At 71.5% G+C, this 23,449-nt stretch carries 22 protein-coding genes and 2 riboswitches; of the genes, 11 read left to right on the forward strand and 11 right to left on the reverse strand.

Features of this window, described 5'->3' with window-relative positions:
* Positions 1–159 precede the first annotated feature (159 nt).
* Positions 160–1,452, forward strand: a complete 1,293-nt coding sequence (locus G545_RS0109815; protein WP_027070233.1) for an adenylosuccinate synthase — start codon at positions 160–162, stop codon at positions 1,450–1,452.
* On the opposite strand, the gene G545_RS14350 is transcribed toward G545_RS0109815, so the two are convergent.
* Positions 1,350–3,017 carry a hybrid sensor histidine kinase/response regulator gene (locus G545_RS14350; RefSeq protein ID WP_052347310.1) on the reverse strand — a complete coding sequence of 556 codons (1,668 nt, stop codon included), beginning with the start codon at positions 3,015–3,017 and terminating at the stop codon, positions 1,350–1,352. The two genes, G545_RS0109815 and G545_RS14350, sit on opposite strands and share 103 nt — an antisense overlap.
* 206 nt (positions 3,018–3,223) lie before the next feature.
* Between G545_RS14350 and G545_RS0109825 the strand changes: the two genes are divergently transcribed.
* The 3 genes from G545_RS0109825 (at position 3,224) to G545_RS0109835 (ending at position 6,048) form a co-directional block, all read left to right on the forward strand.
* Entirely contained in the window at positions 3,224–4,321 is a 1,098-nt protein-coding gene (locus tag G545_RS0109825) for a zinc metalloprotease (protein WP_161625786.1), read from the forward strand.
* A gap of 88 nt (positions 4,322–4,409) precedes the next feature.
* The gene (locus G545_RS15790; RefSeq protein ID WP_036137881.1) at positions 4,410–4,637 is read left to right on the forward strand and encodes a hypothetical protein; all 228 of its coding nucleotides are present in this window, start codon (positions 4,410–4,412) and stop codon (positions 4,635–4,637) included.
* A gap of 49 nt (positions 4,638–4,686) precedes the next feature.
* On the forward strand, positions 4,687–6,048 hold the full coding sequence (locus G545_RS0109835; protein WP_052106848.1) for an MATE family efflux transporter: 1,362 nt from the start codon (positions 4,687–4,689) through the stop codon (positions 6,046–6,048).
* A 45-nt stretch (positions 6,049–6,093) separates the two neighbouring features.
* On the opposite strand, the gene gcvP is transcribed toward G545_RS0109835, so the two are convergent.
* The 5 genes from gcvP to G545_RS15660 all read right to left on the reverse strand — a co-directional run bounded on the left by gcvP (position 6,094) and on the right by G545_RS15660 (position 11,853).
* Positions 6,094–9,054, reverse strand: a complete 2,961-nt coding sequence (gene gcvP, locus G545_RS0109840; protein WP_027070236.1) for an aminomethyl-transferring glycine dehydrogenase — start codon at positions 9,052–9,054, stop codon at positions 6,094–6,096.
* Positions 9,055–9,111: 57 nt separating this feature from the next.
* A riboswitch (glycine riboswitch) is annotated at positions 9,112–9,203 on the reverse strand.
* 1 nt (position 9,204) lies between these two features.
* A riboswitch (glycine riboswitch) is annotated at positions 9,205–9,291 on the reverse strand.
* 106 nt (positions 9,292–9,397) lie between these two features.
* Complete coding sequence (locus G545_RS0109845) at positions 9,398–9,913, reverse strand: glycine zipper domain-containing protein (protein WP_027070237.1); 516 nt, start codon at positions 9,911–9,913, stop codon at positions 9,398–9,400.
* Positions 9,914–9,954: 41 nt separating this feature from the next.
* Entirely contained in the window at positions 9,955–10,653 is a 699-nt protein-coding gene (locus G545_RS14360; protein WP_052347311.1) for a DUF3618 domain-containing protein, read from the reverse strand.
* Positions 10,640–11,143 (reverse strand): phage holin family protein, encoded by a 504-nt coding sequence (locus G545_RS14365; protein WP_081677839.1) that lies wholly within the window; start codon positions 11,141–11,143, stop codon positions 10,640–10,642. Before G545_RS14365 ends, G545_RS14360 begins: the two co-directional genes overlap by 14 nt.
* Positions 11,140–11,853: a hypothetical protein gene (locus G545_RS15660; RefSeq protein WP_052106581.1), complete on the reverse strand. Its 714-nt coding sequence runs from the start codon at positions 11,851–11,853 to the stop codon at positions 11,140–11,142. Before G545_RS15660 ends, G545_RS14365 begins: the two co-directional genes overlap by 4 nt.
* Before the next feature lie 205 nt (positions 11,854–12,058).
* Here G545_RS15660 and G545_RS0109865 point away from each other — a divergent pair, with 205 nt between their 5' ends.
* On the forward strand, positions 12,059–12,826 hold the full coding sequence (locus tag G545_RS0109865; protein ID WP_036136293.1) for a histidine phosphatase family protein: 768 nt from the start codon (positions 12,059–12,061) through the stop codon (positions 12,824–12,826).
* On the forward strand, positions 12,823–13,707 hold the full coding sequence (locus G545_RS0109870) for an NAD(P)H-hydrate dehydratase (protein ID WP_027070239.1): 885 nt from the start codon (positions 12,823–12,825) through the stop codon (positions 13,705–13,707). Before G545_RS0109865 ends, G545_RS0109870 begins: the two co-directional genes overlap by 4 nt.
* Positions 13,708–13,718: 11 nt before the next feature.
* Here the strand turns inward: G545_RS0109870 and G545_RS0109875 are convergent, their stop codons facing one another.
* Positions 13,719–14,612, reverse strand: coding sequence for a tetratricopeptide repeat protein (locus G545_RS0109875; RefSeq protein ID WP_027070240.1), 894 nt, complete (start codon positions 14,610–14,612; stop codon positions 13,719–13,721).
* Positions 14,613–14,764: 152 nt separating this feature from the next.
* Between G545_RS0109875 and G545_RS0109880 the strand changes: the two genes are divergently transcribed.
* Together G545_RS0109880 and G545_RS0109885 are read left to right on the forward strand one after the other, a co-directional pair.
* The gene (locus G545_RS0109880) at positions 14,765–15,232 is read left to right on the forward strand and encodes a metallophosphoesterase family protein (protein ID WP_027070241.1); all 468 of its coding nucleotides are present in this window, start codon (positions 14,765–14,767) and stop codon (positions 15,230–15,232) included.
* 11 nt (positions 15,233–15,243) lie between these two features.
* On the forward strand, positions 15,244–15,561 hold the full coding sequence (locus G545_RS0109885) for a hypothetical protein (RefSeq protein ID WP_027070242.1): 318 nt from the start codon (positions 15,244–15,246) through the stop codon (positions 15,559–15,561).
* Positions 15,562–15,566: 5 nt separating this feature from the next.
* On the opposite strand, the gene G545_RS0109890 is transcribed toward G545_RS0109885, so the two are convergent.
* Entirely contained in the window at positions 15,567–16,346 is a 780-nt protein-coding gene (locus G545_RS0109890) for an OBAP family protein (protein WP_027070243.1), read from the reverse strand.
* Positions 16,347–16,429: 83 nt separating this feature from the next.
* Between G545_RS0109890 and G545_RS0109895 the strand changes: the two genes are divergently transcribed.
* Positions 16,430–17,218, forward strand: a complete 789-nt coding sequence (locus tag G545_RS0109895) for a TSUP family transporter (RefSeq protein ID WP_197050191.1) — start codon at positions 16,430–16,432, stop codon at positions 17,216–17,218.
* A 68-nt stretch (positions 17,219–17,286) separates the two neighbouring features.
* Entirely contained in the window at positions 17,287–18,150 is an 864-nt protein-coding gene (gene ygiD, locus G545_RS0109900; RefSeq protein ID WP_036136288.1) for a 4,5-DOPA-extradiol-dioxygenase, read from the forward strand.
* Between the two features lie 136 nt (positions 18,151–18,286).
* Here ygiD and G545_RS14375 read toward each other — a convergent pair whose 3' ends face one another.
* From G545_RS14375 to G545_RS0109915, 3 genes are all read right to left on the reverse strand, one after another.
* Positions 18,287–18,985, reverse strand: a complete 699-nt coding sequence (locus G545_RS14375; protein WP_052106580.1) for an ankyrin repeat domain-containing protein — start codon at positions 18,983–18,985, stop codon at positions 18,287–18,289.
* A 118-nt stretch (positions 18,986–19,103) separates the two neighbouring features.
* Positions 19,104–20,747, reverse strand: coding sequence for an Mbeg1-like protein (locus tag G545_RS15045; RefSeq protein ID WP_052106579.1), 1,644 nt, complete (start codon positions 20,745–20,747; stop codon positions 19,104–19,106).
* Between the two features lie 68 nt (positions 20,748–20,815).
* Positions 20,816–21,604 carry an alpha/beta fold hydrolase gene (locus tag G545_RS0109915; RefSeq protein WP_027070246.1) on the reverse strand — a complete coding sequence of 263 codons (789 nt, stop codon included), beginning with the start codon at positions 21,602–21,604 and terminating at the stop codon, positions 20,816–20,818.
* A 95-nt stretch (positions 21,605–21,699) separates the two neighbouring features.
* Here G545_RS0109915 and G545_RS0109920 point away from each other — a divergent pair, with 95 nt between their 5' ends.
* The gene (locus tag G545_RS0109920; RefSeq protein ID WP_027070247.1) at positions 21,700–23,388 is read left to right on the forward strand and encodes an AMP-binding protein; all 1,689 of its coding nucleotides are present in this window, start codon (positions 21,700–21,702) and stop codon (positions 23,386–23,388) included.
* Positions 23,389–23,449: the final 61 nt, after the last annotated feature.

Here is a 23,449-nt window from a genome sequence, read left to right on the forward strand (position 1 = left end):
GGTGGGCCCGGGCCGCCATTGGGGCCCACCCTAGCGGGGCTGGCCCAGCGGCCCCTAAACCCGGATAATGCCGAAAAGCCGGAGGGGCGTTCCTCCGGCTTTTTCTGTGCGTGCCACCGGGGCCGTCCCGCGGCCGCCGCCTGCTCGGGAGCATCTGCAATGGGTCAGTCAGTCGTCGTTCTTGGTGCCCAGTGGGGCGATGAAGGCAAAGGCAAGATCGTCGACCTGCTGACGCAGGACATCGGCGCGGTGGTGCGCTTCCAGGGCGGCCACAACGCCGGCCACACGCTGGTGATCGGCGGCCGCAAGACGGTGCTGCACCTGATCCCGTCGGGCATCCTGCGCGACGGCGCGCTGTGCCTGATCGGCAACGGCGTGGTGCTGCACCCGGGCGCGCTGCAGAAGGAGATCGCCGAGCTGGAGGCCAGCGGCGTTGAGGTGCGCAGCCGGCTGAAGATCAGCCCGGCCACGCCGCTGATCATGCCGTACCACGTGGCCCTGGATCAGGCGCGCGAAAAGGCCGCCGGTGGCAAGGCGATCGGCACCACCGGCCGCGGCATCGGCCCGGCCTACGAGGACAAGGTGGCGCGCCGTGGCATCCGCGTCGCCGACCTGCACTATCCGGAGCAGCTGGCCGAGCAGCTGCGCAGCGCGCTCGACTACCACAACTTCGTGCTGACGAAGTACCTCGGCGTCGACGCGGTGGACTACCAGCAGACCCTGGACGAAGCGCTGGCCTTCGCCGAGGTGGTCGAGCCGATGAAGTCGGACGTTGCCGGCATCCTGCACGACCTGCGCAAGGCCGGGAAGCGGGTGCTGTTCGAAGGCGCGCAGGGCTCGCTGCTGGACATCGACCACGGCACCTACCCGTACGTCACCAGCTCCAACACCACCGTCGGCGGCGCGCTGGCGGGCACCGGCGTCGGCGCGGACGCGATCGACTACGTACTGGGCATCTGCAAGGCCTACGCGACCCGCGTGGGCGGCGGGCCGTTCCCCACCGAGCTGAACGACGACACCGGGCAGCGCCTGCGCGACCGCGGACAGGAATACGGGGCGACCACCGGGCGCCCGCGCCGCTGCGGCTGGATCGACATCGTCGCGCTCAAGCGCGCGGTCGCCATCAACGGCATCAGCGGCCTGTGCATCACCAAGCTCGACGTGCTGGACGGCTTCGACACCCTGAAGATGTGCATCGGCTACCAGTACCGCGGCAAGCAGACCGAGTACGCCCCGCTCGACGCCCAGGGCTGGGAGGAGTGCGTGCCGGTGTACCTGGAGTTCCCGGGCTGGCAGGAAGACACCCACGGCATCACCGACTGGGACAGGCTCCCGCCTGCCGCCCGGGCCTACCTGCGCGCGCTGGAGGAACTGGCCGGCTGCCCGCTGGCGATGGTGTCCACCGGGCCGGACCGGGACGCCAACATCGTGCTGCGCGACCCCTGGGGCTGACCGTCGGCCGCGTCGCGCGCGGAGCCGAGTTCCTCCAGTAGCGAGGCGATCCGCGACGCGTCCACGGGTTTGACGAAGTAGTGGTCGAAGCCGGCCCGCAGCGCGCCGGCGCGGTCGCGTTCCTGCGCGTAGCCGGTCACCGCGACCAGGGTGGCGCCCGCGGTCCCGGGTGCCGCCCGCAGCCGGCGTGCCAGCTCGTGGCCGTCCATCCCCGGCAGCCCCACGTCCAGCAGGCAGACCTGGGGCTCCTCGATGCGGGCGCGTTCCAGCGCGCGGTCGGAGGCATGCTCGACCAGGGCCTCGTGTCCGAGGGTCTCCACCAGCATCGCCAGCATGGCGGCGGCATCGCGGTTGTCGTCCACCACCAGGACCTTCAGGGGGGCGCGCCGGGTGGCCTCGCGGGCGGCGGGGATGTCGGCCGCAGCGCCCTCGGGCTCCGCGTCCAGCCGGGGCAGCGACAGCGTGAACCGGCTCCCGCGGCCGGGACCGTCGCTTGCGGCCGAGACGCTGCCGTCGTGCAGGGCCATCAGGCTCCTGACCAGGGCCAGGCCGATCCCGAGCCCGCCCTGCGACCGGTCCGCCGGCCGCTCGGCCTGCGAGAACAGGTCGAAGGCGTGCTCGACCAGGTCCGGCCCCATGCCGATGCCGGTGTCGCTCACGCTGACCTGCACCCGGCCCTCGTCTACGGCCATCTCCAGGGTGATCTCGCCGGCCTCCGGGGTGTAGCGCGCCGCGTTGGTCAGCAGGTTCGCCACCACCTGCACCAAACGCTTGTGGTCCCCGCGCACGATCGCCGCGCCGGCGGGTAGCTGGACCGTCATCCGGTGCCCGCGGGCCTCCACCACCGGGCGGGTCTGCTCGAGCGCGTCGGCCACCACGCGCTTGAGGTCCAGTGACCGCGCATCCAGCTGGATCAGCCCGCGGGTGACGCGCGAGACGTCGAGCAGGTCGTCGATGAGCCCGGTCATGTGGCGGACCTGACGGGTGATGATGCTGCTGGTCTGGCGGACGCGGTCGGGATCGTCCAGGCCCATCGCCAGCAGGTCGGCCGCCGCGCTGATCGGCGCCAGCGGGTTGCGCAGCTCGTGCGCGAGCATCGCCAGGAACTCGTCCTTGCGCCGGGAGGCCTGTGTCAGCGCCTGCTCGGCACGGACGCGGTCGGTGACGTCGTTGGTGGTGTGCAGGATGCAGACCACCTTGCCCTCCGCGTCCAGGATGGGCGTATTGACCGGATCCCAGAAGCGCTCCTCGAAATACCGGCGCCCCTGCGGGTCCGTGCGCGGTATGGGGTAGCGCGTCACCGGCAGCTGCTGCACCTCGCCGCTTTCGATCGTCTCCAGGATCGAATCCCGGAGGGAGGACGCGTTGCGTGCGCCCGGGTCCGCCGGATCGTCGGGAAACACCTCGAACAGGCTGCGTCCGACCATCTCCTCGCGTTTGCGACCGGTCCACTGCAGGAACCGGTCGTTCACCGCCATCACCACCGCCTCCGGCGTCGGCGTCAGCACATAGGCCCCGATCGGGCCGCGCAGGAAGGTGGATTGGAACAGGTCGGGCGCAAGCATCGCGGGCACGCGGAATGGAGAGGGCGCAGTATTGCCGCGCGCGCGTGACGGGCGCCGCCACGCAGCGGCCTGGCCGGAGGCCCGCCCACGGATCGCGGCGGGGCGGCGCGGATACGGGGCACCAGCGGGTAGCATTCACCGGTTGCCACAGGGGGAAGACGACGGACACCCGCCAGGACGATTGCAAGGCGCTGCACCCGCGGCTCGTGCCGACAAGGCAGGCCAAGAGCTCGTGGTGGATGGTGGCGGTGCAGTTCATCCTGGGCGGCGTGGGCGGCTTCGGCGTGATCGCCGCCATCGACGCGCTGCCCGGCGAGCTGACCCTGCCGTTGCTGGCCGGCGTGCTCGCGGTGGTGCTGCTGATGCTGTGGCTGCAGGTCCTGGTCCACGAGGTCGGCCATGCGCTCGCGGGCCTGCTGGCCGGGCGCCGGTTCATCGCCGCAGGGGTGGGGCCGCTCCGGCTCGAACGCGGCGACGGTGCCTGGAACCTGCGCTGGGGCGGGGGCGTCAAGGGCATCGGCGGCTTCGCGGCGACGTTCCCGCCGGGGCCGGAACGGCGGCGCTCGGCGGCCCTCTTCGTGCTGGGCGGACCGATGGCCAACCTCGCGTCCGCGGCCGTCGCAGGGGGCGTGCTGGTCTTTGCCGACGTGTCGCAGCCCCTGGCGGTGGCCGCGCTGGGCAGCACGGCCCTGGCCGGGCTGCTGCTGGGCGTGGTCAACCTGGTCCCGCTCCAGTCGCATGGATGGCACAGCGACGGCCAGAACCTTCGGGAACTGCTGCGCGACTCCCCGGCGTGGCGCGTGATGCAGGGCCAGCAGCTCGCGCTGGCGGCGGCGATGGCCGGCATCCGGCCGCGCGACTGGCCGGTCGCTTCGGCCGGGGTCCCCGAGGGACTGCCGCCCCAGCTGCGCGCGCCCGCGCTCAGCCTGGCCGTGAGCGTCGCGCTGGACCGCGGCGAGATCGACGCCGCGCGGCAGGCCGCACGGGCGCTGGCCGGGATCTGGCCCGGCCTGCCCGATGGACAGCGCCAGGCGATCGCCGTCGTGGTGGCGACCTACGCCGCCCGCGCCGGCGACGCGGAGCTGCTCGCGGCCTGGCGGCCGCATTGCGAGGGCGGCCTGCTGGACCTGTCGCCGTACCGGCTGTGGCTGGACGCGGAGGCGGCGGCGATGGCCGGCAACGGCGGGCAGGCGCGGCGCCTGGTGGGAGAGGCGCGCGCCGCGTTGCCGCGGGTGCATGACCGGTCGAGCGTGGTGGTGTTGGGGGAGTACCTGGACGCGCTCGAGGGGCGGGTTGCGCGGTGACGCTACCGTCGAGCGCCGCCATGGTGCCACGCGGGTCTTTCACGGGCCGCGGCCTAGCCTCACAGGTCCGCCCGTAGAGGACACCGCCATGAACGAGCAGCACGAACGTGATCGCCAGGACGCCGGTTCCACTCCGGCTTCCGAGGGTCCGGGCGATCGCGCCCGCGACGAATCGGGGGACCGTGAGGCAGCCGAGGGGCCGCCGAACCCCTCCGACCAGAAGGCCGGCCTCGACCGCGAAGTCGGCGACATCAACGATCCCGACGACGACGGCGCACTCCCGGGCCGCATGGGCGGGGGGCTCGCCGGGGGCTGACCCCTGACGCCCGGCGCGTTTGCGGGGCCGCTCCGGCATCATGGGTCGGATGCCCAGCCAGCCGCCCCATCCGGAAGCCACCCGCCGCTCCATTGCGCGCCAGGCCTGGCCGATCATCGTCGCAAACGCGGCGGTACCGATGCTGGGTCTGGTCGACACCGCGGTCATCGGCCACTACGGCACCGCGGTCGACCTGGGCGCGCTGGCGCTGGGCGCGCTGCTGTTCAACTTCATCTACTGGAGCTTCGGCTTCCTGCGCATGGCCACCACCGGCTTCACCGCGCAGGCGGACGGGGCCGGGGACGAACCCGAGGTGCGGGCGACGCTGGCGCGCTCGGCCGGGCTGGGCCTGCTGCTGGGCGTGGGGCTGCTGTTGCTGCAGTGGCCGCTGGTCACCGCGTACTTCGCGGTCATGGACGCCAGTGCCGCCGTGGAGGCGACGGGCGAGGGCTACTTCCGGGCAAGGATCTGGGGCGCGCCGGCGGCGCTGGCGCTGTACGCCTTCAGCGGCACGCTGATCGGGCTGGGCCACAGCCGGACGCTGCTGCTGGTGCAGCTGCTGTTGAACGGGGTCAACGCGGTGCTGGATGTGTACCTGGCGGGCACGCTGGGGCTGGGCGCGTTCGGCATCGGGCTGGGCACCGCGATCGCCGAGTGGGCCACCTGCCTGGTCGCGGCGCTGGTGCTGTGGCGCACGCTGCGCGCCCGCCACCGGGACCGGGAGGCGTTCGTCCCCTGGGCGAGGGTGCGCGACGGGGCCCGCCTGCGACGGATGATGTCGGCCAACGGCGACATCATGGTCCGGACCCTGTGCCTGCTGCTGGGGTTTGGCTGGTTCGCCAACCAGGGTGCGCGCTTTGGCGATGTCACGCTCGCGGCCAACCACATCCTGCTGCAACTGGTGTCGTTCAGCGCCTTCTTCCTGGACGGCTACGCCTTCGTGGCCGAGGCGCTGGTGGGGCGTGCGGTGGGTGCGCGTGACCGCGCCTGGTTCCGGCGCGTGGTGCGCCTGTCCAGCGAACTCGCGCTCGGCACCGCCGCCGCGCTTGCGGCGGGCGTGTGGCTGCTGGGGCCGGTGGTGGTCGGGCTGCTGACTTCGCTTGAGGCGGTGCGTGCCGCCGCGGTGGCCTACCTGCCGTGGACTGCCGTGTACGTGTTGCTCTCGGTCGCCGCGTTCCAGCTGGACGGCATTTTCATCGGCGCCACCCGCACGCGCGCGATGCGCAACGCCGGGCTGGTCTCGCTGGGGGCGTTCCTGCTGGCTGCGTGGCCCGCCGCCGCATGGTGGGGAAACCACGGCCTGTGGGCCGCCTTCGTGGTGTTCGTGGTTGCGCGCGCGCTGGCGCTGCTGCCGCACTACCGGCGGCTGGAGGACTCGCTGGGACAGCCGGTGGGGGGCCGTCCGGGGTAGGGCGCGTGGTGCAGGACACCACGCGCCCCATTCCAGCCGGAGGCGTCAGGACACCATCGGCTCGCTGAAGGCCTCGATTTCGCCCTCGAACTCGTTGATCGGCACGCAGGAGCAGAACACGTTCTTGTCGCCGTAGACGTTGTCCACCCGGGCCACCGGCGGCCAGTACTTGTGCTGCTTGAGCGTCGGCAGCGGGAACGCCGCCAGTTCGCGGCTGTAGCCGTGCTTCCACTCGCTGGCCGAGACCTGGGCGGCGGTGTGCGGGGCGTGCTTGAGCGGGTTGTCCTCGCGGTCGGCCCTGCCTTCCTCGATGGCGCGGATCTCCTCGCGGATCTGGATCATCGCGTCGATGAAGCGATCCAGCTCGGCCAGCGACTCGCTTTCGGTCGGCTCCACCATCAGCGTGCCGGCCACCGGGAAGCTCAGGGTCGGCGCGTGGAAGCCGAAGTCGATCAGGCGCTTGGCCACGTCCTCGGCGCTGACGCCGGTGGCCTTCTCCAGCGGGCGCAGGTCGAGGATGCACTCGTGCGCCACCAGCCCGTTGCGGCCGCTGTACAGGGTCGGGTAGTGCTCCTGCAGGCGGCGCGAGATGTAGTTGGCGTTGAGCATCGCGACCTGGCTGGCCTTGCGCAGGCCGTCACGGCCCATCAGCGTGATGTACATCCAGCTGATCGGCAGGATGCTGGCGCTGCCGAAGGTGGCGGCGCTGACCATGCCGTTGGTGCCGATGCCCTCGGTGAGGCCGGCATCGGTGCCGCGGCTGCCCCCATCCGCCCTTCGGGCACCTTCCCCCGCTTGCGGGGGAAGGGGGTAGGCGCCGGGCAGGTAGGGGGCGAGGTGGGACTTGACGGCGCAGGGGCCGACGCCGGGGCCGCCGCCGCCGTGGGGGATGCAGAAGGTCTTGTGCAGGTTCAGGTGCGAGACGTCCGAGCCCCACTTGCCCGGGGCCGCGAGGCCCAGCATGGCGTTGAGGTTGGCGCCGTCGGTGTACACCTGGCCGCCGTGCTGGTGGACGATGTCGCAGATCTCCACCACGTCCTCCTCGAACACGCCGTGCGTGGAGGGGTAGGTCATCATGATCGCGGCCAGGCGGTCGGAGTACTGCGCGGCCTTGGCGCGGATGTCCTCCACCTCGACGTTGCCGTTGGCGTCGCACTTGGTGACGACCACCTTCATGCCGCACAGCTGCGCGGAAGCCGGGTTGGTGCCGTGGGCCGACTCGGGGATCAGGCAGATGTCACGCTGCCCCTCGCCGCGCGCCTCGTGGTAGGCGCGGATCGCCAGCAGGCCGGCGTACTCGCCCTGGGCGCCGGAGTTGGGCTGCAGGCTGACGTTGTCGTAGCCGGTGCAGGCCACCAGCATCTGCTCCAGGCCGCGGATCAGCTCCAGGTAGCCCTGGGCCTGGTCGACCGGTGCGAGCGGATGGATGTTGGTGAACTCCGGCCAGGTGATCGGGATCATCTCGGCCGTGGCGTTGAGCTTCATCGTGCACGAGCCCAGCGGGATCATCGTGCGGTCCAGCGCCAGGTCCTTGTCCGAGAGCATGCGCATGTAGCGCAGCAGCTCGTGCTCGGAGTGGTGGGTGTTGAACACCGGGTGGGTCATGAACTCCGACTCGCGCAGCAGGCCGGAGGGGAGTTCGTCGGCGGTTTCCGCGTCGAGGGCATCGATGTCGCCCAGCTCGATGCCGAACAGGCCGGCCAACGCGGTGATGTCCTCGCGCGTGGTGGTCTCGTCCAGGCTGATCCCCAGGCTGCCGCCATCAATGTGGCGCAGGTTGATGTGGGCGGCGCGGGCGCGCTCGTGGATCTCGTTCGCGTCCACGCCGGTGACATACAGCGTGTCGAAGAAGTCACCGCCGACCTGGACGCCGGCCTTGCGCAGTGCACCGGCCAGGATCGCGGCCAGGCGGTGGGTGCGGCGGGCGATCCGGCGCAGGCCGTCGGGACCGTGGTAGACGGCGTACATCGACGCCATCACCGCCAGCAGCACCTGCGCGGTGCAGATGTTGGAGGTCGCCTTCTCGCGGCGGATGTGCTGCTCGCGGGTCTGCAGCGTCAGGCGGTAGGCGTTGTTGCCTTCGACGTCCACCGACACGCCGATGAGGCGGCCCGGCATGGAGCGCTTGTAGGCGTCGCGGCAGGCCATGAAGGCCGCGTGCGGTCCGCCGAAGCCGAACGGCACGCCGAAGCGCTGGGTGTTGCCGATGACGATGTCCGCGCCCCATTCGCCGGGCGACTTGAGCAGGGTCAGCGCCAGCAGGTCGACGGCCACGCAGACGATGCCCTTGCGCGCGTGCACGGTCTCGACCAGCGCGCTGTAGTCGCGGGCGTTGCCGAAGGTGTCCGGGTACTGCAGCAGCACGCCGAAGGACTCGACCTCGGCGGCGCGCGCGTCGTCGCCGACCACCAGCTCGATGCCCAGCGGCTCGGCGCGGGTGCGCAGCACCTCCAGGGTCTGCGGATGCACGCCGGAGGAGACGAAGAAGACCTCCGACTTCGCCCGCGACGAGCGCCGCGCCAGGGTCATCGCCTCGGCGGCGGCGGTGGCCTCGTCCAGCAGCGAGGCGTTGGCGATCTCCATGCCCGTCAGCTCGGCGCACATGGTCTGGAAGTTGATCAGCGCCTCCATGCGGCCCTGCGAGATCTCTGCCTGGTACGGGGTGTAGGCGGTGTACCAGCCCGGGTTCTCGAGGATGTTGCGCAGGATGACGTTGGGGACGTGGGTGCCGTGGTAGCCCTGCCCGATGAAGCTGCGGAAGACCTTGTTGCGGTCGGCGATGTCGCGGATCTTCGCCAGCGCGTCGACCTCGGTCATCGACTCCGGCAGGTCCAGCGGGTCGCGGGTTCGGATCGAGGCGGGGACGATCGCCTCGGTGAACGTTTCCAGCGATTCGTGGCCGACCACGCGCAGCATCTGCGCGACCTCGGCGTCGTTGGGGCCGATGTGGCGCTCGATGAACGCGTCGTGGTGCTCGAGCGAGCGCAGGGAAGTGTGCTGGGTCATGTCGGGACTCTGGACGTGGGCGGGCCTTGGCCTGCGGCGAGGCAGGCGGTGGGGTGCCCCTCTGTCCTTTTGCCTGAGAGTTCAAAGCGCGGGGGAGGGATGCGCTTCATGCCCCTTCGGCGCCGGAGTGAACCGGTCTCTCCAGAGTGTCCACACCCGGCGGTTTGGGGGCCTGAGCGATTACGGGCGTTGCGCCTTCGGCAGCGGGCCTGGGCCCGCTTCTCCCACCGGGGGGTTGCAGCCCCCGGATTATAGGCCGTCGGGCCATGCTTCGCCCGGGTACCTGGGACGGTCCTGCAAAAGCAAGGGACCCCGCCGGAGCGGGGTCCCGGGTGGAGCCTGCTCAGCGGCCGTCGCGGTCCGCGTCGCCGGGCAGCGCACGCTCGACGCGATGCCAGGCGGCGCGGGTCGCCTCGCGGGCGTCCTGCCACTCCAGCCGCGAATCACCGCGGTAGCGCGTCTCGTAGTCGCGGCGCAGCTCCGGCTCGACCTCGTCGAAGTTGCGCCCCTCGTACCGCGCCCGTGCCTCGTAGCCGGTACGGTAGGCCGGGCCGTAGTCCTGGTAGGTGTAGTCCGGCTTGACGTAGGACTCGTTGCGGTAGTTCTGCTCCCAGTACTGGTTCTCCGCGGTCGGATCCATGCGCTCGGCCACGCCCTTGCCGGCGAGGCCGCCGGCGACGGCGCCCACGGCCGCGCCCACGGCGGTACCGACCGGGCCGGCCGCCGAGCCGATCGCCGCGCCGGCGACGCCTCCGCCCGCGGCGCCCACGCCGGTGCCGACCGGGTGTGCGCCCGGGGCGCCGGTGATCGGGTCGCGGTTCTCGTCACGGTGCTGCGGGTCGCGATGTTCGTTTGCCATGTCGTGTGCTCCTGTTCTTTGTAGTGGTGTTGCCGGGGTACTCAGTGGTAGCGGTCGGCCGACGCGCCCTGGCCATGCTGGCCGTCGGTGCGTGCGTGCGGCGTGGTCGCCTCGCGCCCGGCCTGCGCCAGCTCGTCGCGCGCCTCGCGCAGGCCTTCGCGGGTGCGGTCGGCCATCCGGTCGCGTGTCGCCCCGAGCAGCTCGTCCTCCTTCTGCGTGGGCGGGAGCAGGCCGCCGAGCATGGCGCCCACCGCAATGCCGATCGCCCCCAGTGCCATCGGGTTCTCATGGAGCATGTGCTGGAAGCCGTCGCTGGCCCGGTGCGCACCGCGGCGGACTGTCTCGGCCGCGTTGTGTGCCTTCTCGCCGGCGGCGTCGCGGGCGTTGTGCAGGGAGTCACGCGCATGCCCCGCCTTCTCCGAGAGTCCCTCGCGCAGTTCACCCGGCTCCCGGTGGTGGGCGGGCGGGTGGCGCTGCGAAGTCCACAGCCACGCCATGCCGGCGGCGGTCAGCAGCGCGGCGGTGGGGTTGTCGCGCACCGCCTGGCCCAGGTTCGACGCGAACTCGCGGCCGCCGTCCTTGCTTCCCTGCATGGCCTTGTTGAGCAGTTCGCCCGGAGACAGGCGGCCTTCCAGGGCGTCGATGAGGCTGCTCAGGTGCGCGCGCTGGCGGTCGATCTCGCGCTCGAGCTGTTCCGGATCCTTGTGCGATTGCGCCCGGATGGTGTCAGTGGTGTTCATGGTTCCTCCTCCGGATGACTTCCCGGTCCTTGTGCAGCGAGTTCATGGTGTGCTCGGGACGCAGGGCCTCGGCACTGAACTTGCGCTTGCCCGCGGAGACCATCACCGCCCCCAGGGCGGTGACCACGGCGCCCACGAGCAGCGCGGCGGCCCATGGCGCCATCACCGTGCTCAGCCCGTACACCGCGGCGAGCAGCAGGATCACAAAGCCGGAAAAGGCGACCAGGCCGCCGGCGGACACCGCCATGGCGCCCTCGCGGGTCTGCTCCATGGCCTCGCGGGCCTCGCTCTTGGCCAGCGCGATCTCGTTGGTCGCCAGGGCGCTGGCCTCGCGCATGAGCTGCTTCAGCAGCTGGCCGGTGCTCGCGTCCTCATACGCGTCGGGTGCGGCCGAGGAGTAGGGCGAGTGGGGGCGGGCGGGACCCTGGTAGCGGGCGTCCCCGTTGCCCCCGTGGTGGATGCGGCCATCGCCGCCGGGTTGCGTGCTCATCGGGAGGTCCCTCCTGTAGTCGATCCGGGGACGGCGGCGCCGGTGCCGAGGGTCGATCCGGCGATGCCGTCATTGGGGTGGTGCGGGGCGCTGGTCGTCCGGGTTCCGGCAGGGGTGGTCGCGCCGGTGGTTCGGGTGGTCCCGCTTGCCGAACCGGCTGCGCCGTACGGACTGGCGGTGCCCGTGGGGGTGCCGGAGCTTCCGGTCGTCCCGGACGCACCCGTCCGCTCCATGTGCGTGGTGGCCTGGTCGGCCGGCACCGGAAGCTGGTCGCGTTCGTTGCGGTGCGGGCGCTGCGACGAACGGGCGAAGCGCCCCAGTCCGAACCCGATCGCGACGGCGCCGGCCAGGAACACCGCCGGCTTCTCGCGGGCGAGGCGGCCGACGTCGTGCAGCAGCTCGTCGCCGCTCTTCTCGCGCAGCGTCCCGGAAACGTGCCGCAGCTGCTCGGCGAGGTCCGAGACGTACTCGGACATGTGGCCGATGTCGTCGTGCGACAGCTCGCGCGCGGCGGCCTCGACACTGTCGGCGAGGCTCTCCGCCTTGTGGGCGGCGCTCTCGCGCAGCTCCTCGGCGCGGGCACCGGCCTCGGCCGTGGCTTGCTCGCGCAGTTCCTCGGCGGAGTGGTGGGTGGATGCGTGGTCGGCGCGGGAGCGGTCCTGGTTGCCGGCTCCGGGTTGTGCGCCACCTGGCTTGATGGGAGGTGTCATGTATGCGCTCCTCGTTCTCTGGCGGAACTTGTGGGTGGAGCCCCGGCCTGGTGGGGCCGGGCGCGGTGGGACCATTGGGGCACAAGCGCCGTAAGCCTCCCGTATAGGCGCGGCGCGGGTTCGGGGTCGTTCGCGCGCTGAACAGGGCGCACCAGCGCCCTTCGCTTCGCGTGGCGTTGACGCGTCCCGCCGAACCCTGAACCGCATGCCCCGACTCAAGCACACCGACTGGCCGGACCGGCTGTGGATCGTCCGCCACGGGCAGAGCGCCGGGAACGTCGCCCGCGCCGATGCACTCCGCGCAGATGCCCACCTGATCGACCTGGAGACACGCGACGCCGACACGCCGCTGTCGGAACTCGGCCGAAGGCAGTCGGCGGCCCTCGCGCGCTGGTTTGCCTCGCTTCCGGAGCACGAGCGCCCGACCACGCTGATGAGCTCGCCGTTCGTGCGATCCCGCCAGACGATGGACGCGGTCGCCTCTGCCCTCGGTACGTCCCGGGACGAGGTCCTGGTGGACGAGCGCTTGCGCGAGAAGGAGTTCGGCATCACCGACGGCTACACCACCGCCGGCATCGCCGCGAAGTTCCCGGAGCTGGCCGAGCAGCGCGCCCGGGTCGGCAAGTTCTACTTCCGCGCACCGGGCGGCGAGAGCTGGTGCGACGTGATCCTGCGCCTGCGCAGCGTGGTCGAGGTGCTGCGGCGCGACTACGTCGGCGAGCGCGTGCTGATCGTCGCCCACCAGGTGATCGTCAACTGCTTCCGCTACCTGCTGGAGTGCATGGACGAGGCGCAGATCCTGGAGATCGATCGCAAGGCCGACGTCCCCAACTGCTCGGTCACCGCGTATGCGATCGACCGCCAGGCGGCCGATCCACGGTTCGAGCTGCAGGTCGCGAACCTCGAGCTTCCGCTGGAGGAGGCCGGGGTACAGGCGACCGGGGCCGCCGACCGGCCCGCAGGGCCGCGATGAGCCAGGCCACGTCCATCGATGCCGCGCTGCTGCGGCGGTGGCCGCTGCCGGATCCCTCGGGCGGGGACAGCAAGGAGGATCGCGGCCGGGTGCTCGTGGTCGGCGGCAGCCGCCAGCTGGTTGGGGGCGTGCTGCTGGCCGGCGTGGCGGCCCTGCGCGCGGGAGCCGGGAAGCTGCAGGTGGCTACGGTGCAGGAGGCCGCCGGGACGCTCGCCGGGTTGCTGCCGGAGGCCCGGGTGATGGCGCAGGAGTCCGCGGACGACGGCGGTCTGGCGCGCCTGGACCGCCAAGCGCTGGAACTCGCGCGGAGGGCGGATGCCGTCCTGGTCGGCCCGGGAATGGAAGGCGGGGCCGCCACCCGCCAGGTGGTGCAGAGGCTGCTTCGCCACGCGCAGGGGACGGCGGTAGCCGACGCAGGCGCCCTGCATCCGTCCACTCCAAAGGCGCGGGCAGGGAGCGCCCGGCTGGTTATGACTCCGCATCGCGGGGAAATGGCGGCGCTGCTGGACGTCGGCATCGGGCAGGTACACGCCGCGCCCGACGAACTCGCCACCGCCTACGCGCGCGAGCACGGCGTGGTGCTCGTGCTGAAGGGGCCGACCACCTGGATCGCGGCGCCCGATGGACGGCTGTGGGTCAATACCGGTGGCAGTCCCGGGCTGGGGACGTCAGGCTCCGGGGACGTGCTCGCCGGCGTGATCGCCGGGCTGGCAGCGCGCGGCGCCACTCCGGAGCAGGCCGCCGCGTGGGGCGTCTTCCTGCACGCCCGGGCGGGCGCGCGGCTGTCCCGCAGGTTCGGCGAGGTGGGCTTCCTCGCCCGCGAGATCGCCCGCGAGGTGCCGATGCTGATGCAGGACCTCTCCGGCGGCGCGGGGGCGTAGCGGAGGCTGGATCAGCCGTCGCGCTCGAGGCGTTCCAGGTCCTTGCGGAAGGGCTTCTGGTCCGGCTCGAGGCGGACCGCGGCCCTGTAGTCCGCAAGCGCGCCGGCGATGTCGCCGCGCTTCTCCCGGAGCTGCCCGCGCCGCCAGTGCGCGCCACCCCGGGACGCTTCCTCCACCGCCTGCGCCGTGCCGTCGAGGACGCGGCCCAGTGCCGCCTCGCCATCCTGCGTGCGTTGCCCGTGCACGGCCGCGAACCGGCCGAGCTGGTACAGCAGGCGTGCGTCGTCGGGCGCCGCCAAGAGCGCCGCATCGATCTCGGGCAGCAGCTCCGCGGCCCTCGTCCCGTTGGCGATGAGTCGCGCGATCAGGGCCATGCGGAACTTCGGGTTGGCCGGCGCAAGCCGGACCGCTTCGCGCAGCTCGCGCTCGGCCGCGGCCTCCTTGAGCAGCATCCCCCGCAGGTAATGGCCGCCTGCGCGATCGCGGGATGCGTACGCCTCGATTTCTGCTTCGGCCTTGTCCCGCCCACCGCCCAGGATCGCGGGTGCGACCGCGTAGAACTGCACCAGTCCCTCGCGCGCGCCGAGGTGGTCCGGGTCCAGCGTGGCGGCCTTGCGGAACGCCTCGTGTGCCTTTCCGGCCCAGTGCGGCTTGCGCAGCAGGTTGGCTTCCATGGCCATCCAGCCGTACGCCTGCCCGGCGTAGTACCAGGCATCCGCATCCCGCGGTTGCGCGGCGATGGCCTTCTCGCCCAGCTCCACTGCAGTGCCGGGCTCACCGTTGCGGAGCGCGTCGCGCACGGCCTGCACCTCGGGTGCGCGGGCAAGGGCAGCCCCGGAGGCCAGCAGCAGCATGGCGAGCAGGAAGGGGAGGGATCGGGGGAAGCGGAAGCGGGTGCGGTCCATGCAGGTCTCCGTCGGTGCGGCCGCGGCCGGGCGGCCACGGGATCGGGCATTTTGACAAGGATGCGGGCGCGATGTTCCGCGTGCCGGCTTCTGGACGCCCGGTCCACGCGCGCGGGTACAGGCTACGGGTTCCTGCGGCCTCGATCCGACCCATGCGCATCGGCCTGATCTCCGACACCCACGGCCAACTCCGGCCCGAGGCACTCGCCTATCTGGAGGGCTGCGACCACCTGGTCCACGCCGGCGACATCGGCAAGCCGGAGGTGTTGTCCGCGCTGGAGGCGCTCGCGCCGGTCACCGCGATCCGGGGCAACGTCGATACCGGGGACTGGGCCGCGGACCTGCCGGAGGTGCGCGAGGTCACCCTCGCGGGCGTTCGCCTGCTGGTGCTCCACGACCTGAAGCAGCTCAGCGTGGATCCGGCGGCGGAGGGCGTCCGGGTGGTGGTGTCGGGGCACTCGCACAAGCCGCTGGCAGAAGAGCGCGGCGGCGTGCTCTACATCAATCCCGGCAGCGCGGGGCCACGGCGCTTCCGGCTGCCCGTTACCGCGGGGGAACTGCTGGTCTCCGGGCCGGTGGTCACGCCGCGGATCGTCGACCTGCTCGAACCCGCAGCGTAAGCGGAGCGGCCATGCAGAAGCAGACACTCGTCCAGTTGTTCCTCCCGCTGCGCGACAACGAGGGGGTGCCGTATCCGCGGCAGCTGTTCGACGAGCTGCGCGCCGAACTGACCGACGTGCATGGCGGCGTGACGGCGTACCTGCATGCGCCCGCGGCAGGCGCCTGGGAAGACGACGACGGCGCGGTGCAGCGCGACCAGGTGGTGCTGGTGGAGGTGATGGCCGATCACCTCGACCACGCCTGGTGGGCGCGTTACCGGGGCGAACTGGAGCAGCGCTTCGGGCAGGAGGAGATCCTGGTCCGCGCCTTCCCCGTCGAGCGCGTGTAAGCGGGCTACGGCTGCGGGGTGGCCGCGGCCTTGTCCTCGACGCCCGGGATGGGGGTCGTCGGCCCCGGGAATGCATCGCGCAATGCGTCGACGCCCTCCTGCGGCCGCGCCAGTCCGACCAGTTCCTGCCGGTCGCGGCGGCGCTCCTCCGTATCGATGTCCATCCGCTCGTCGCGCGAGCGCACCAGGTCCGGCTGCACCTCGCCGTCGCGGCTGAATGACCATGCCAGCAGCGCCGGCCCCATCGGCATCTCGTCCCCCGGCTGGGTCACGTGCCGGGTGGACCAGGTGTGCCAGGTCTTCCCGTAGCTGTTCATCTTGCTGCGCATCAGCTCTTCCTCGGCGACGCTCGGGAGGTTGGGCGCGACCAGCTGGCCGGACAGGATCTCGCCGTTGTGCGGGTGCCAGAAGCTGCGTTCCTCCGCCGGCAGCTGCTGGAACAGCCGCTCGGAGATGATGTATTCCACGCCGGTCAGGTTCGCTTCGGCGGTGTTGCCGTCGAACAGCGAGCACTGCGCGAAGTCCTCGTTCACCTGGTGGCAGAAGTGGTGCGCCTCCATCTGGTGCTGCGGGTCTTCCTTCATCGGGTGGAAGCCGACCAGGTAGACGTCGAACTTCGCCATCGGGCCGTTGTCCTGCAGCGCCTTGGCGCCGGCTTCGAGCACGTCGGTGCGCGTGGACTCGTCGGCACCGGGTGGATCGACGGGGGCATCGACGGGCTCGCCGCCGGTACAGGCGGCAAGCGTGAGCAGGGCAGCGGGGAGGAGCAGGCGTGTCGCGTCCATGTCGCCAGCCTCGCGCGCCGCGCGTGGATGCGGGTCATGGAGCGATATCATGCGCGGCCCCGGCCCCTCCACCGGGCGTGAGGATGGCCGTGGAAGTGGGTCTGGAAGTCATTGCGGCCCTGATGGCGGTCGCCTTCGTGGCCGGCGTGATCGACGCGATGGCGGGCGGCGGCGGGCTGCTGACCATCCCCGCGCTGATGGCCGCCGGGGTGCCGCCGGTCGCGGCGATCGCGACCAACAAGCTGCAGAGCAGCTTCGGCACCGCCAGCGCGGTGTACGCCTTTGCCCGCAAGGGGCGGATCAACTTCCGGCGCTTCCTCTGGCCGGCGGTGGCGGCCTTCATCGGCTCCGCGTTCGGGGCCTGGGTGCTGCAGCGGCTGGACCCGTCCTTTCTGGAGGGCTTCATCCCGATCCTGCTGCTGCTGATGGTGGTGTACTTCCTCGTCGCGCCCAAGGCGAGCGAGGAGGACCGGCACAGCCGCCTCGGGATGGCGTCGCTGATCCTCATCGTGGCGGTGATCGGTTTCTACGACGGCTTCTTCGGCCCGGGCACCGGCTCGTTCCTGACCACCGTGCTGGTGGCCCTGTTTGGCATGGGTCTGGTGTCGGCGACCGCCCACACCAAGCTGCTCAACCTGGCCAGCAACGTGGCGGCGCTGGTCACCCTGGTGATCGGCGGGCAGGTGCTGTGGGCGATCGGGCTTGCGATGGCGGTGGCCAGCGTCGCCGGCGGGCAGGTGGGTGCACGGCTGGCGATGCGCGTGGGCGGGAAGATGATCAGGCCGGTACTGGTGGTGATGGCGCTGCTGCTGATCGCGAAACTGCTGTCGGATCCGGGGAACCCGCTGACCGCGTTCTTCCTGACCCGCTGACGGCGCATGCGGAGGCTCGCCGATACCGCGTAACGCAGAGGGTCCGCACGTGGGTGTACGCTCGCCCCATGGCCAGTGTCCGCCCGATGCCCGCTGCCTTCCTGGGCCACGGCAGCCCGATGAACGCCCTGGAGCGGAACCGCTTCACCGATGCCTGGCGCGCGTTCGGGGCCAGCGTGCCTCGCCCGCGGGCGATCCTGGTGGTATCGGCGCACTGGTACGTCAACGCCACGGCGGTCACCGCCATGGCGCGGCCGCGGACCATCCACGACTTCTACGGCTTCCCGAAGGCGCTGTTCGAAGTCGAGTATCCGGCCCCGGGCCTGCCGGAGCTGGCGGAGGAGGTCGCCGAGGTCGCAAAGCCCGACCACGTCGCCGCGGACCAGGACGCGTGGGGCCTGGACCACGGTACGTGGTCGGTGCTGGTCCACGCCTTCCCGGACGCCGACATCCCCGTCGTCCAGCTGTCGATCAACGCCCTCAAGCCACCGCAGTGGCATGTCGAGATGGGCGCGCGGCTGGCGAAGCTTCGCGAGAGCGGGGTGCTGCTGGTGGGCAGCGGCAACGTGGTGCACAACCTGCGGGCGATCGACTGGAAGCAGCCCGATGCCGGCTTTGACTGGGCGCGTCGCTTCGACGAGCACGCACGCGGGGTACTCACCGCGCGGCCCGCGGACGCCGCCTCCCTGTTCGAACACCCAGACTTCGCCATGGCCGCCCCCACGGACGAGCATTTCCTGCCGGCGCTCTACATCGCCGGGTTCGCCGCGGCCGTGGGCGAGCCGGCGAAGGTTCTGGTGGACGGCTACGCGTACGGGTCGCTGTCGATGACCTGCTACGGGGTGGGGACCGACTGCCCGCCCGAGCGCAATGGCCTGCCAGGTGCGGCGCCGCTGTCCACCGAGGTGCCGGCCGACGCCAGCAACATCTGATTGCGTTCCCTTCTCCCGCTTGCGGGGTGAGGGGATGCGCCTGCGAGCCACTGGCTCGCGCATCCCCGAACGCCCTCGCGCCCTCGCGAGGGCCGGGGCGCGGAGCGACGTGCCCGAAGGGCGGATGAGGGCTGCCTTACTCCCCCTGCAGCCAGGCCTCGATCCGCTCCATGTCCCTGCGCACCGCGGCGTTCAGCAGCTTCGGGTCGTTCTTCGGCAGGTAGTCGCGGAAGGTCGCCCCGGTGCGGTCGGTGGCGGCAGGGTCGGCGCCGGCCTCGAGGAGCTTCAGCACGGCGGCGGTGTTGTTCACCAGCGCGGCCTGGTGGAGCGGGGTGGTGCGGTTGCGGTCGGCCGCGGAGACGTTCGCGCCGGCGCGCAGCAGGAGATCGACGTTCTGATCGCTGCCCGCGCGTAGCGCGTCGAAGAGCGGGGTGGCGCCGGTGAGGGTGTTCGGCGTGTCCGGCGACATTCCGTGCCCGAGCAGGGTCTCCAGCCAGTACAGACTCCGGCCCATGGCCGCCAGGTGCAGGGCAGTGCGGCCGTCGGCGTCGCCGCGGGCCGGATCGGCGCCAAGTGACAGCAGCAGCCGGAAGCCGTCCCGGTCCTCCTGCCGCATCACCCAGTGCAGCAGGGGCTGTTCGCGCTCGTCGACTGCGTTGGGATTGGCCCCGGCCGCGATCAGCTCGCGGGCCAGGGCTTCGTCGCCACGGACGACGGCCTCGGCGAGCTGCGCGTTGCCGGGGTTGCTGAAAGCCTGCTGGTTCACATCGGTCCCTTGCCGGGCACAGCCGGCGGTGGAGGCGAGCATCAACGCCGCGGCCAGGAACGCGCGCATGCGAAGCGGCGCCGTCCCGGGGGAAGGCGCCGCGGCACGTGTTGCCCGTGGTGCGGCGGTCATGGCCGCAACGGTACTACGCACGGGCGCAGCGCTGCATGCCGCGATCCGGATCCGATCAGCGGCCACCCAAGCCGAAGCCGTTGCCGATCCACTCCAGCCCGTCGTTGATGGCCTGGCCTACGTCACCGGCCACGTCGGCGGCCTTCTCCACCCCGTCGCCGATCACGTCGGCCGCGGTGTCGATCGCATCACCCACGGTGTCGGCCGCATCACTTACGACCTTGCCGCCGTCCTCCATGAACCCGGCCACGGCGTCGAGCGGGGACTCCAGCCCGGTATGGTCACCGATGTCGCGCAGGATGCCGCCACCGGTGTTGCCGAGGTTCTGGACCGCATCGCCAGCCAGGCCGACCAGGCCATCGGCCAGGTCACCCACCGTGTCGACGGCGAAGTCCGCAACGTCACCCACGGCGTCCAGCGCACCCTCGACGCGGTCGCCGCCGATGAACTCACGGCCGGAGTCGCCCAGGCCGGAGACCAGTTCGGACCCGTTGTCGACCACGTCACCGACGAAGTCTCCGCCCTGGCGCAGGATATTGCCCAGGGTGTTGACGTTGAACTCGCCAATGCGGCCGCCCACGTCATCGCCGATGTTGCCCACGGTGCTGATCGTCCCGCCCACCACGTCGCCGGCGGCATCGATCAGCGCATCGGCCACCTGGCCCAGGATCGGGAAGCCATCCTGGTCGAGGTTGAAGCGCACGCCGTTGCCGAACAGGTCGGCGCCCTGGGCGACGGCGCCGCCCAGCCGGTCGAAGCCGGTCGGGCTGTTGGCCGGATCGTGCACGTCGACGTTCCCGTGTGCGTCGGGGCGGATCGCCTCGACGTACGAGGCGCCCTCGCCGCCGCCACCGTGCAGGCCGATCGGGTTGTCGGGGCTGGCCGGGTCGACGCGCAGCTCGTGCCCGACCGCCGGCGGCGGCTTCAGCCCGCGCAGGTCCTGCTGGGCGAAGGTGAGCGGATCGCCGTTGACCACATAGCGGCGCAGCTGGCCCTCGTCGGCGGCGTGCTCGCGAACCTCGTTGGGATTGAAGCCCAGTGTCTCCAGGGTCTGGTCGCTGAGCCCCGCGGCATTGAAGGTCACGCCGGAGGAATCCGTCGCGAGCGCGGCCGCGGAGGCCAGGCCACCGCCCAGGGAGTGGCCGGTGAATACCACGTTGCCGTCGCCGAACACCCGCTCGGCAATCTTGCCCAGCGCAATCGCGTCCTCGTACTGGCCGGACTCGAAGCCCAGTCCCTGCCCGAGGTTGTCGTCCAGGTCGCTGCCCTGGCCGGGCGCCCAGTTGTCGGTCCCGCGGAAGGCGACGACGTACTGGCCCTGGTCGTTCTGGTAGATCGCCGCGTCGAAGCCCGCGGTGGTGCTGAGCATCGCCGGGTCGATCGGAATCTCGTTGCCGTTCGCATCCACCAGCGAGGCCCCATCGGCGCTGGGCTGCAACTGGTGCCAGCCGGCCTCCTCGAGCTCCCGGGCGGAGCTTTCGTTCGCCTCGTAGACGTCGTTGGCCATCAGCGCGAGCTGGAAGTCGGTCTCGTGCTGCGGCGCCTGCCCCGCGAGCGAGTTGGCGAAACTGCCGTCCCCCTTGAGGAAGCCGTCGGCGACCTGCTGCAGCTGTCGCGGCAGCGGCAGTCCCTGCGCGAGGTGCTGCTGGATCCGCACCTGGTCGGCGAAGGACAGCTGGTTGGCGATCGGCATGTTCATGCGTGGCTTCCCTGACTGGACGCCACGAACTTAGCGCCCCGCCTGCCACCAGGCAGCTCGGACTGACCCTAGGGCAGCATCGCCAGCCATCCCGAAACCAGCTCCAGCACCACGTCCGGCCGCTCCTTGTGCGGGAAGTGGCCGACGCCGGGCAGCACCCTCATCGTTCCCGGCCCCTGCGGCAGGGTCGTGATCCGCTCCGGATGACGCACGCTGCCGTACTCGTCCTCTGTGCCGTGGATCGCCAGGACGGGACACTGCACCCGTTGCAGCGTGTCGTCCAGCGTCCAGTCCGCGAAGCCGGGGTCCAGCCAGGTATCGACCCAGGCATCGAGCACCCAGCCGGCCTTGTCGCCGTGGTACTTCGCGAGGCGGGCCAGTTGCTCCGGCGGCCGGAACCCTGCGCTCACCCGTGCCACGCCCTCCAGCGTCAGTGCCTCGGCGAAGGCCTGGGCGGAGACGCTCACCACCGCCCGGCAGTCCCGTGTCCAGGCGGCTGCACAGGCGAGCGCGATTCCCCCGCCGATGCTGTGGCCGAAGGCGACGAAGGGCCCGATGCCCAGTGCCTCGCGGACGTGCCGGAACCCCGTGCGCGCCTCGTCGTCGATGAAGTCGAGCCGGAGCCGCGAGGGATGCGGGTCGGAGCGCCCATGGCCGAGCCGGTCATAGGCGACGACGTCGCGGCCGGTGGCCGCGGCCAGCCTCTCCGGGAACCCGCGCCATTGCGCGACGCTGCCGAGGGAATCGTGGAACAGCACGATCGGCGGGTTGGAGCCCCCCGGCGGCTGCCAGCGGGTGGCGAACAGGGTGCCTGCGGGCGTATCGACCCGGAGGTCGCGGGACGGGATCGGTGGCATCGCGCCACGATAGCCGCGACCGCCCGGGAAGGGCACACCCGGCCCGCCGGGGGCGTGCTTATGCTCAGTCGCAGGCAGTTCCACGGACCACGACCATGAATGACCAGGCCCTCCCAAGCCACGTCCAGGGCGACACCTCCCAGCCGCTGCTGCACGAGACCGTCGGTGCCCTGCTGGCGCGCGTCGCGGCCGCCTGGCCGGAGCGCGAGGCGCTGGTGGTCCCGTTCCAGGGCGTGCGCTGGACCTGGCGCGAGTTCGACGATCGCGTCAGCCGGCTGGCCGCGGGCCTGCTGTCGCTCGGGCTGGAACCCGGCGAGCGCATCGGCATCTGGTCGCTCAACCGCAGCGAATGGGTGCTGATGCAGTTCGCCACCGCCCGCGCCGGGCTGGTGATGGTCAACATCAACCCCGCCTACCGCACCCATGAGCTGGAGCACGCGCTGGCGCTGGTGGACTGCCGCGCGCTGGTGATGCCGGAGGCGTACAGGACCTCCGACTACCTCGGCCTGCTGCGCGCAGTCGCGCCCGAGCTCGACACCTGCGCCCCCGGCCGGCTGCAGGCGGAACGCCTGCCCGCGCTTCGCCACGTGATCCTGCTGGGGCAGGGCGGGGACGTGGCCGGTACCCGGCGCTTCGACGCCATCGCGAGCTGCGATGAGCCGGCCGCCCACGCGCGGGTCGAGGGGCTGCAGTCACGACTGGACCCGCACGACCCGGCGAACATCCAGTTCACCTCCGGCACCACCGGCGCGCCCAAGGGCGCCACGCTGACCCACCACAACATCGTCAACAACGGCTTCTTCATCGGCGAGCGCCTGCGCTTCACCGAGCAGGACCGCCTGTGCATCCCGGTGCCCTTCTACCACACGTTCGGGATGGTGCTGGCCAACCTCGCGGCGGTCACGCACGGCACCTGCATGGTGCTGCCGGGCGAGGGTTTCGATGCCGAAACCACCCTGGGCACGGTGCAGGACGAACGGTGCACCGCGCTGCACGGCGTGCCGACCATGTTCATCGCCATGCTGTCGCATCCGCGCTTCGCCGAGTACGACCTGTCGACCCTGCGCACCGGGATCATGGCCGGCTCCAACTGCCCGATCGAGGTGATGCGGCAGGTCATGAAGCGCATGCACATGGCCGACGTGACCATCTGCTACGGCATGACCGAAACCAGTCCGGTGAGCTTCCAGACCACCGCGGACGACCCGGTCGAGCGCCGCGTCGACTCCGTCGGCCGCATCCACCCGCACGTGGAGGTGCGCATCGTCGACGGCGAGGGCAACACCGTCCCGCGGGGAGAGGTCGGCGAACTGCACACCCGCGGCTACTCGGTGATGCGCGGGTACTGGAACGACGAGGCGCGCACCGCGGAGGCGGTGGATGCCGACGGCTGGATGCACACCGGCGACCTGGCGACGATCGACGCGGACGGCTACTGCCGCATCGTCGGACGGCTCAAGGACATGCTGATCCGTGGCGGCGAGAACATCTACCCGCGCGAGATCGAGGAGTTCCTGTACGGGCACCCGGACATCCTCGACGTGCAGGTGTTCGGAGTCCCCGACCCGAAGTACGGCGAGGAGGTGTGTGCCTGGATCCGGCTCGCCGAGGGCGCGGAAACCACCGCCGCCGACATCCGCGAGTACTGCCGCGGACAGATCGCGCACTTCAAGATCCCGCGCTACATCGAGTTCGTCGACGAGTACCCGATGACGGTGTCGGGGAAGGTGCAGAAGAACCTGATGCGTGAGGAGATGGCCCGGAGGCTCGGAGCCGGCGCCTGAACGTTTCACCCCGCCTTCGCCTTGCCTCCACCGGCCGTAGGCGCCTCGCCCCCTAGCGTGC

This window comes from Lysobacter defluvii IMMIB APB-9 = DSM 18482 (assembly GCF_000423325.1).
Lineage (GTDB): Bacteria > Pseudomonadota > Gammaproteobacteria > Xanthomonadales > Xanthomonadaceae > Novilysobacter > Novilysobacter defluvii.

Excerpts from the sequence above, each read along its gene's own strand:
- G545_RS0109815 (WP_027070233.1), top strand. The coding sequence starts at position 160 with ATGGGTCAGTCAGTCGTCGTTCTTGGTGCCCAGTGGGGCGATGAAGGC.
- G545_RS14350 (WP_052347310.1), bottom strand. The coding sequence starts at position 3,017 with ATGCTTGCGCCCGACCTGTTCCAATCCACCTTCCTGCGCGGCCCGATC.
- G545_RS15790 (WP_036137881.1), top strand. The coding sequence starts at position 4,410 with ATGAACGAGCAGCACGAACGTGATCGCCAGGACGCCGGTTCCACTCCG.
- G545_RS0109835 (WP_052106848.1), top strand. The coding sequence starts at position 4,687 with ATGCCCAGCCAGCCGCCCCATCCGGAAGCCACCCGCCGCTCCATTGCG.
- gcvP (WP_027070236.1), bottom strand. The coding sequence starts at position 9,054 with ATGACCCAGCACACTTCCCTGCGCTCGCTCGAGCACCACGACGCGTTC.
- G545_RS0109845 (WP_027070237.1), bottom strand. The coding sequence starts at position 9,913 with ATGGCAAACGAACATCGCGACCCGCAGCACCGTGACGAGAACCGCGAC.
- G545_RS14360 (WP_052347311.1), bottom strand. The coding sequence starts at position 10,653 with ATGAACACCACTGACACCATCCGGGCGCAATCGCACAAGGATCCGGAA.
- G545_RS14365 (WP_081677839.1), bottom strand. The coding sequence starts at position 11,143 with ATGAGCACGCAACCCGGCGGCGATGGCCGCATCCACCACGGGGGCAAC.
- G545_RS15660 (WP_052106581.1), bottom strand. The coding sequence starts at position 11,853 with ATGACACCTCCCATCAAGCCAGGTGGCGCACAACCCGGAGCCGGCAAC.
- G545_RS0109865 (WP_036136293.1), top strand. The coding sequence starts at position 12,059 with ATGCCCCGACTCAAGCACACCGACTGGCCGGACCGGCTGTGGATCGTC.
- G545_RS0109870 (WP_027070239.1), top strand. The coding sequence starts at position 12,823 with ATGAGCCAGGCCACGTCCATCGATGCCGCGCTGCTGCGGCGGTGGCCG.
- G545_RS0109875 (WP_027070240.1), bottom strand. The coding sequence starts at position 14,612 with ATGGACCGCACCCGCTTCCGCTTCCCCCGATCCCTCCCCTTCCTGCTC.
- G545_RS0109880 (WP_027070241.1), top strand. The coding sequence starts at position 14,765 with ATGCGCATCGGCCTGATCTCCGACACCCACGGCCAACTCCGGCCCGAG.
- G545_RS0109885 (WP_027070242.1), top strand. The coding sequence starts at position 15,244 with ATGCAGAAGCAGACACTCGTCCAGTTGTTCCTCCCGCTGCGCGACAAC.
- G545_RS0109890 (WP_027070243.1), bottom strand. The coding sequence starts at position 16,346 with ATGGACGCGACACGCCTGCTCCTCCCCGCTGCCCTGCTCACGCTTGCC.
- G545_RS0109895 (WP_197050191.1), top strand. The coding sequence starts at position 16,430 with ATGGCCGTGGAAGTGGGTCTGGAAGTCATTGCGGCCCTGATGGCGGTC.
- ygiD (WP_036136288.1), top strand. The coding sequence starts at position 17,287 with ATGGCCAGTGTCCGCCCGATGCCCGCTGCCTTCCTGGGCCACGGCAGC.
- G545_RS14375 (WP_052106580.1), bottom strand. The coding sequence starts at position 18,985 with ATGCGCGCGTTCCTGGCCGCGGCGTTGATGCTCGCCTCCACCGCCGGC.
- G545_RS15045 (WP_052106579.1), bottom strand. The coding sequence starts at position 20,747 with ATGAACATGCCGATCGCCAACCAGCTGTCCTTCGCCGACCAGGTGCGG.
- G545_RS0109915 (WP_027070246.1), bottom strand. The coding sequence starts at position 21,604 with ATGCCACCGATCCCGTCCCGCGACCTCCGGGTCGATACGCCCGCAGGC.
- G545_RS0109920 (WP_027070247.1), top strand. The coding sequence starts at position 21,700 with ATGAATGACCAGGCCCTCCCAAGCCACGTCCAGGGCGACACCTCCCAG.